6 protein-coding genes are annotated in these 6,748 nt (G+C 62.5%); all 6 read right to left on the minus strand.

The features are described from left to right. Nucleotides 1-3: 3 nt before the first annotated feature. A complete protein-coding gene (locus NUW23_06280; GenBank protein MCR4425785.1) occupies nucleotides 4-2,817 on the minus strand; it encodes a flagellar hook-length control protein FliK in 2,814 nt (937 codons plus the stop codon). Between the two features lie 49 nt (nucleotides 2,818-2,866). Beyond that, complete coding sequence (fliJ, locus tag NUW23_06285; protein ID MCR4425786.1) at nucleotides 2,867-3,334, minus strand: flagellar export protein FliJ; 468 nt, start codon at nucleotides 3,332-3,334, stop codon at nucleotides 2,867-2,869. 4 nt (nucleotides 3,335-3,338) lie between these two features. Then, the gene (gene fliI, locus NUW23_06290; GenBank protein ID MCR4425787.1) at nucleotides 3,339-4,670 is read right to left on the minus strand and encodes a flagellar protein export ATPase FliI; all 1,332 of its coding nucleotides are present in this window, start codon (nucleotides 4,668-4,670) and stop codon (nucleotides 3,339-3,341) included. Further along, complete coding sequence (locus NUW23_06295) at nucleotides 4,663-5,367, minus strand: FliH/SctL family protein (protein MCR4425788.1); 705 nt, start codon at nucleotides 5,365-5,367, stop codon at nucleotides 4,663-4,665. The genes fliI and NUW23_06295 overlap by 8 nt, the downstream gene beginning before the upstream one ends. Then, nucleotides 5,360-6,373, minus strand: coding sequence for a flagellar motor switch protein FliG (gene fliG, locus NUW23_06300; GenBank protein MCR4425789.1), 1,014 nt, complete (start codon nucleotides 6,371-6,373; stop codon nucleotides 5,360-5,362). Before fliG ends, NUW23_06295 begins: the two co-directional genes overlap by 8 nt. Before the next feature lie 13 nt (nucleotides 6,374-6,386). After that, nucleotides 6,387-6,748 (minus strand): hypothetical protein (locus NUW23_06305; GenBank protein MCR4425790.1); only part of this gene is annotated, 362 nt, incomplete at its 5' end.

A 6,748-nucleotide genomic window follows, 5' to 3' on the forward strand; every position in this document is an offset into this window, starting at 1 on the left:
CGGTCATGCAATGTAGTCGATCCGCCCGGTGCGTGCGAGCTGCGCCGTCCGGGGCCTCCAGACCTCGCCCCTCGTGTGCACCGGATCGTGCGGGAACGGGGTGTGCGCGAAAGGCTGGGCCCAGTCCCGGCCCCGCTCCGACTGGGAGCCTACAGACACATTTAGGCCGCCCAGGTCCATGCCCTGATCAGTGAAGGCCCGAACGAGCTCTGTGGAGTGCTCCTGGATGAAGCGCCTGACCTCCGGGTTATCCACCTTGAACGAGGTTGTGCAGACATCCCCGGCCACTTTGACCTTCACTTCGACCTCGCCCAGGCTCTCGGGAACCAGCTTCACTACGAACTCGCCGCCGTCTTGTGATAACCTCATCCTGGCCTGGGTAACGATTTCGGAGATCACTGCCTTCCCGTCGGCATCGGGCAACGTCCCCGCGGCAGGCTCAGGTCCCTGCCCCAGAGCAGGCTTCGGTTCTGTCACCTCTATCCGAACGTCCAGAGACACCTTTTGTGGTTCAGACGGTGTCCGCGTCTTCCAGAAGTCCACCGTTGAATCCGGGCCTGGTCCGGATTCCTTCGTGCTCGGCTCGCCCCCGACTTTGGCGAACTCGCGCTCAGGCTCATTCCGGGAGTCTCGGGAGAGGAGTATGTGAGGCCTCTCCGAGTCTCTCGCGGCCGCCTGCTCGAGGGCCTGCCGTCGCCGTAGCGGAGCCTCGGACCAGGGGCTCTGCGTCAAGCCGGCATCGGGCAATGCCGCGAGCGGTTCGTTGTGCCTCCCGGCGCCGACTGTCCTGGTGGTGAGCCCGGCTGGAGGATTCCCTGATCTGACAGGCTGTCTGCCTATGTACTCGTTCCGGCTAGGCTGGTCATTCTCAGGTCCTGGCCTCACCGCTGTCGGCTTCGTCTCGCTCCGCCCCGGAAGGCCGGCCTCGGGCGTCCCGTCGTGCGAATGTCCGCCGGTCTTGCTGGCGCCGAGCTTCAGCCACCTCTCTGTCTCCCCGGAACTCGGCTCGATGTCCTCTTCCAGGCTCACCGCGTGTGCGCCCGGCTGATCTAGAACACGCGTCCCGTCCACCACCGGCTCTGGCGTTACTCCCTGGCCAGGCAGAACCGTCTCGAGCCAGGCCTCATTCGAGTCCCTTCGGGAATCCGGTGTGAGGCCGCGAGGCCCTGCCGTCACGTTGTTCCCCGCCCCCGCGTCCAGCGTCATGCGGCCCAGCAGATCTCGAAGGTCCAAGGCGCCCCGAGAGAGGTCTCGCCGTGCTTCTATCGCAGGTTCTATCCTCGGCTCCGTCCCAGGCTGCATCCAGGGTCCAGTCTGCGGTCTGGCCGACGACCCAGTTCGCGATCCGGTCTTGGGCTCGATCACCTCCCCGGTCAGCGGCTGGGCATCGCGTGCGGCGGCCTCCGTCGCAACCCGTACAGCAACCTCAGGTCGCTGCCGGGATGACACGCCGTCGAGCAGAGTGCGCTCAGCCCGGTTCTCGCTAACTCGGCTGCCCCTACCCTGATCGGCGGGAGCGGATCCCGCCCGCGGCCTGGACAACTCGGACGGTTCGTTCGATTCGAGCCGTCTGGAAGGCTTAGGCAGCTCAGTCCGCTCAGGCCGCTCAGTTGGCTCGGGTGGCTCTGATGGCCCATCGGATATCGCGCTTCCGGTTGTCGTGCCTTCGGACGCCCCACCTTCGGCCTCCCGCTGGATCGCATCAGGGGACTCACGCATGGCAGAGGGTTGGTTCAGCACGCTTCCACGAGCTTGTCGAGACGCTCCCGGCCAGGCTACCTTGCCGCTGCCCGGCGGAACCGCCACTCTCGGCTCGGCCTGAGCGCCGGACTCGGTCTGCGGTTGAACTCGCACGGTATCTGTGCTCGAATGCTCTTCGCGCAGTGCAAATACACGCCCTGGCTCGGGCGAACGCGCCGATACTGGCACAGACACACGTACTTCAGCACCGTTCGATCTCTGTTCCCTCTGGCCCCTGGGTGTCTCGAGTTCGGGATCATCCCCATTCCGGCTGCTGATCGCCCTAGTGGAGGACGCCCACGCCGCAGGCCGCCTGTCGTCCGGAGGTTGCACCTGCCGTTCCCCGAGACTCATTCCGGCCTCATCAACACGAGCGTCCAGTTCAGCATCCATATCATGGGCCCGGGTAGTCCCTGGTCCATTGCTGTCTGCAGTCCGCTTCGGACGGGACACAGACCTGGCCGTACTCGCATTGACAGGCCAGACAGGGTCCTCAGCAGTCTGGATATCTTGCCTGGCAGCAGGGATGTCACCTCCGGCAATCCGTGTGTCGTCCCGGGCTTCCTGGACACCGTCGCCGGGAGCCTGGACGTCTCCACCACCGCCCGCGTCTGGTAGAGGACGGAGCGGGGAACCGGACTGAGGAATCGAACGGGCTCCTTCTGGCACCCAGGCTGCCCGCGACAAATGAATACTCTCAGATGCTCTATGGGTGCCCGCCGGACCGGCGACTCCTGTGACGCCAGCTATGGCTGTGTCCTCTTCACCGCCTGCATTTGGGCGGCGGGGTACCGCGTCGGCAGACGGTTGTGGGCGGGTGCTGGGAAGCTCAGCATTGGACCGGACCAACATACTGGCTGCCATGACACCTGCCGCCGCGCAGGCCTCGATCTGGGCTGGGCTGCCCCAGTCGTCCACTCCCTCCTCCATGGAGACCGTGAGGTCACTGAGAAGCGCCCCGAACTCATCACGGTGGCTCTCCACTTCCATCCCGGGGGCCATCGGGCCACGGCATGGTGCCGAAGGCTTCCCCCAGGCAGTCTGGTTCATGGTGTCGATGCCTAGTGCTACTGTCATCCTGTCACCTCCTTTCTCTTAGGTTCTTCGAAGGCCACGTGGTGCAGACTCACCTCACCATGGGGTTACCGCCCCCCGGGGCTCCCTTGTACCTCATCGTGGCCAGTTCGTCGTTGTTCCTCTGCTCTGTGTGCTTGCACTCAGTCATATACTGCTCGAGCGATCTCTCCTTGAGCTTCTCTACAACCTTCCGCGCCTTCATCCCGTCGACTGCCTCTGACCGCTTCTCCTCGGACCTCGAATGGAGTCTTGTGACGAGGTCAGCCTGGTGTGCTATGGCTTCCTTGAGGCGCGCAAGGTAGTTGTGACACGCATTCACCTCAGCGACATCGATCTGGGATCGCTGCACTCCTGCCATGTCCCTGGTGCTCTCATAGAAGGCGCAGTTCAGGTTGGAAAGCCTCTCCCGGGCACGCTGCTCTGTCGCTCTCGCGCTGGCTAGCTCCTGCCTGAGATGGTCTTCTCTCCGTCTCCTGTATTCGAGCACTGGTTCGAGCCGGAAACGGAATCCTCCCACAGTCTCACTCCTCACCGGCCAATTCTACGAGTCTTCCCGTCACATCGTCGAAGTCCGCCATCTCCTCCACGTCCTGGCAGAGGAAACCGTTGAGGTGGTCTATGGCGTCAATGGCCTCGTCGACCTTGCGGTTGCTTCCGCGGACATAGGCCCCTATGTTTATCAGATCCTCAGCTTCTCTGTAGGTGGCCAGCAGGTCTCGAAAGCGCCGCGCCGCCGCACGGTGCTGGCTAGATACGATTCCGTCCATCACCCGACTGACGCTCTTGAGCACATCCACGGCGGGGTAGTGGTTCTTGTCCGCGAGCTGCCTTGTGAGCACGATGTGTCCGTCGAGTATACTCCTCACCGCGTCCGCGATGGGTTCCGTGAGATCATCCCCATCCACCAGTACAGTGTAGAGGCCTGTGATCGTCCCCCGCTCGCTCGTTCCAGAGCGTTCCAGGAGCTTGGGGAGGAGTGCAAAGACGGACGGGGTGTACCCTTTGGTGGCAGGAGGTTCTCCTATGGCCAAACCGACCTCGCGCTGAGCCATGGCGAACCTGGTAACCGAGTCCATCATGAGCATCACGTTCAGCCCGCGGTCGCGGAAGTACTCTGCGACGGCCGTAGCCACCATTGCTCCTTTGAGCCTGACCAGCGCAGGCCTGTCGGAAGTGGCCGAGACCACCACTGACCGCGCGAGCCCTTCTGGGCCCAGATCCCGCTCGATGAACTCCCGGACCTCGCGGCCCCTCTCCCCGACCAAGGCGATCACGTTCACATCCGCCTTGGCGTTGCGAGCGATCATCCCCAGAAGCGTGCTCTTGCCGACGCCACTCCCTGCGAAAATCCCAATCCTCTGCCCGTACCCGCATGTAACGAGGGCGTCCACAGCCCTAATGCCCAAAGGCAGCACCTCGGTAATGCGCGGCCTAGAAAGGGGGTTCGGCGGCAGATTGGAAACGGGGTACTCTGCGACGGTCCTGATTGGCCCGAGCCCGTCCAGGGGATTCCCTAGCCCATCGATGACCCTTCCAAGAAGACCGTCCCCCACCCGGACGGAGAACGACTTGCCCCCAGCCACGATCTCGCTTCCCGGGCCGATGCCTCCCATCTCCCCAAGAGGCATGAGAAGCAGCTTGCCCTCGCGAAACCCCACCACTTCAGCGGTTACAGGGTTGCTGGATGTGCGTGGGTATACATAGCACACCTCACCGAGCTGAGCTTTGGGTCCGTTTGACTCAATCACGAGCCCGATCACCTGCGCGACTCTGCCGTTCTGTTTAATGGGATCCACGGCTTCAAGCCGGGCATAGTACCGGCTCAAGTCGAGTGTGCAAGCGGGCTCATCCATTGTGCGACAACTCCTCTGCGAAGGCGCGCCCGATCTCGGCGAATTGCTCATCTATCCTGGCATCCACTGCTCCCGTGTCCATCTCCACGACGCATCCGCCCCGTCCGATCCTGGCATCCTCGACGATCTTGAGGTTCTTCGCGTCGATCACGAGGTCCATGAGCTCGGCGCGGCGCATGACAAGCATCTCCAGATCCTCGGGGTTGACCCTCACCACCAGACTCCTGGCCCCTTGTGCTCTCCGTATCGCCTCCTGTACGATCTCCAAGGTGGCGTCGGGGTCGGTCTCTATGACGTGTCTGACGATCTTCTCAGCAACCGCAGTGGCGAGCCTGACTATTTCCCGTTCTGACTCAGCCACAAGCCTGTCAGCACGGCTGCGAATCTCATCCGCCATTCTCCCGATGAGGTCGAGGAGTGATGAGTACTCGGAGCGTACTGTCTCAATACCCTCGGCTTTTCCCGCCTCAAAGCCCCGGTCCCATGCGGCGCGCTCGAGCGAGGCCGCGCGGGCCTTCGCTTCTTCCATGAGTCGCTGGGCCTTGGTCTCTGGCTGGTCTGCGGCTTGGCAAGAGTCCGCCTCCGTGGGGCGACCGCAACCATTCCTGTCATCAAAGACGGGCATGGCCGACGGCACCAGGTAGGATGAGTGGCTGGATTCCAGCTGCACATATGTGCGCTTGATGACGCTAGACAACCATCTCGTCCTCCTTCCCGCGGCCCGTCACGATCTCCCCGGCCTCCTCCATCCGCCTGATGATCGACACTATCTTCATCTGCGCCTCTTCCACGGTGCGCAGCCTGACTGGGCCCAGGTATTCTAGCTCCTCCTGAAGCATCTGCGCTGCACGCTCCGAGATGTTCTTCATCACCTTTTGCTTCACTTCGTCGCTGGCCACCTTGAGCGCCAGGGCAAGGTCTCTTGAGTCAACCTCCCTGATCACCATCTGGACGTACCGGTCGTCCATGAGCACGATATCCTCGAAGACGAACATGAGGTTCTTCACTTGCTCCGCTATGGCTGGATTCTCCTCCTCGAGCCTTTCGATGATCACCTTCTCTGTGGATCTGTCCACATTCTGGAGGACCTCCACCAGGGACTTCACACCTCCAGCCGCGGCAAATTCCTGTGTTCCGAAAGAGGTCAGTTTGCGCTCGAGGATGGACTCTACCTCCTTGACCACTTCGGGCCTGGTTCCTTCCATGAGTGCGACTCTCGAGGCGACGTCCGCCTGAAGCTCGGGGGACAAGGCTGAGAGCACCATAGCTGCCTGGTCCGGCCTCAGGTGCGCGACGATCAGGGCTATGGTCTGCGGGTGTTCACCTTCGATAAAGCCTGAAAGCTGGTCCGCGCCGATGTTCCTCACAAAATCAAACGGGGTGACTCTGAGGCTGGCGGAGAGGCGGTTGATGATTTCCATCGCCCGGGCAGAGCCGAGAGCTTTCTCCAGTATTTGTTTGGCGTAGTCGATCCCACCCTGAGCTATGTACTCCTGGGCAAGGCAGAGCTGATAGAATTCTGAAACCACCGCCTCTTTCTGGGCAGGGGCCACCTTGCCGAGGGTGGCGATCTCCAGCGTGAGCTGTTCTATCTCTGCCTCACGCAGGTGTTTGAGCACTTCAGCCGCCGCCTCGGAGCTCATGGTGACCAGGACTATGGCTGCCTTTCGCCGGCCACTCATGGCTGTGTCTGGACCGGCCATCCGCCCACACCTCTCATTCCTCGGCCATCCAACCCTGGATCAAGGCCGCCACCTCATCCGGTTTGCTCTTGGCGAGGTTGTCCAGACTCTGCTTGACCTCCGCCCGTTTCTGTTCCTCGGCACGTGCCCGGACGAGTTCCTTCGGCGGAGCCTCCTCGGGCAGGACCTCGTCCACCCTCTTCTCGGCTACACGTCCGCTCCGGATATCGGGCTGCCTACGGATGGTCCCGATGACAACCAAGGCGAGGATGAAAACGAGAATCCCCAGTGCCACAGGAACTCCCGCCCTGACGATGCTCAGCACCATGGATCTCCGCTCCGCACGAAGGATGTCGGCCTCCACCTTTGCCATATCCTCGTCGCTCGCGCCCTTCG

The sequence above is a fragment of the Bacillota bacterium genome, from assembly GCA_024655925.1.
Taxonomy (GTDB): Bacteria; Bacillota; DTU025; order DTU025; family JANLFS01; genus JANLFS01.

Bases quoted from the DNA above. Each gene is read 5' to 3' on its own strand.
- NUW23_06280 (MCR4425785.1), bottom strand. From the start codon at position 2,817: ATGACAGTAGCACTAGGCATCGACACCATGAACCAGACTGCCTGGGGG.
- fliI (MCR4425787.1), bottom strand. From the start codon at position 4,670: ATGGATGAGCCCGCTTGCACACTCGACTTGAGCCGGTACTATGCCCGG.
- fliG (MCR4425789.1), bottom strand. From the start codon at position 6,373: ATGGCCGGTCCAGACACAGCCATGAGTGGCCGGCGAAAGGCAGCCATA.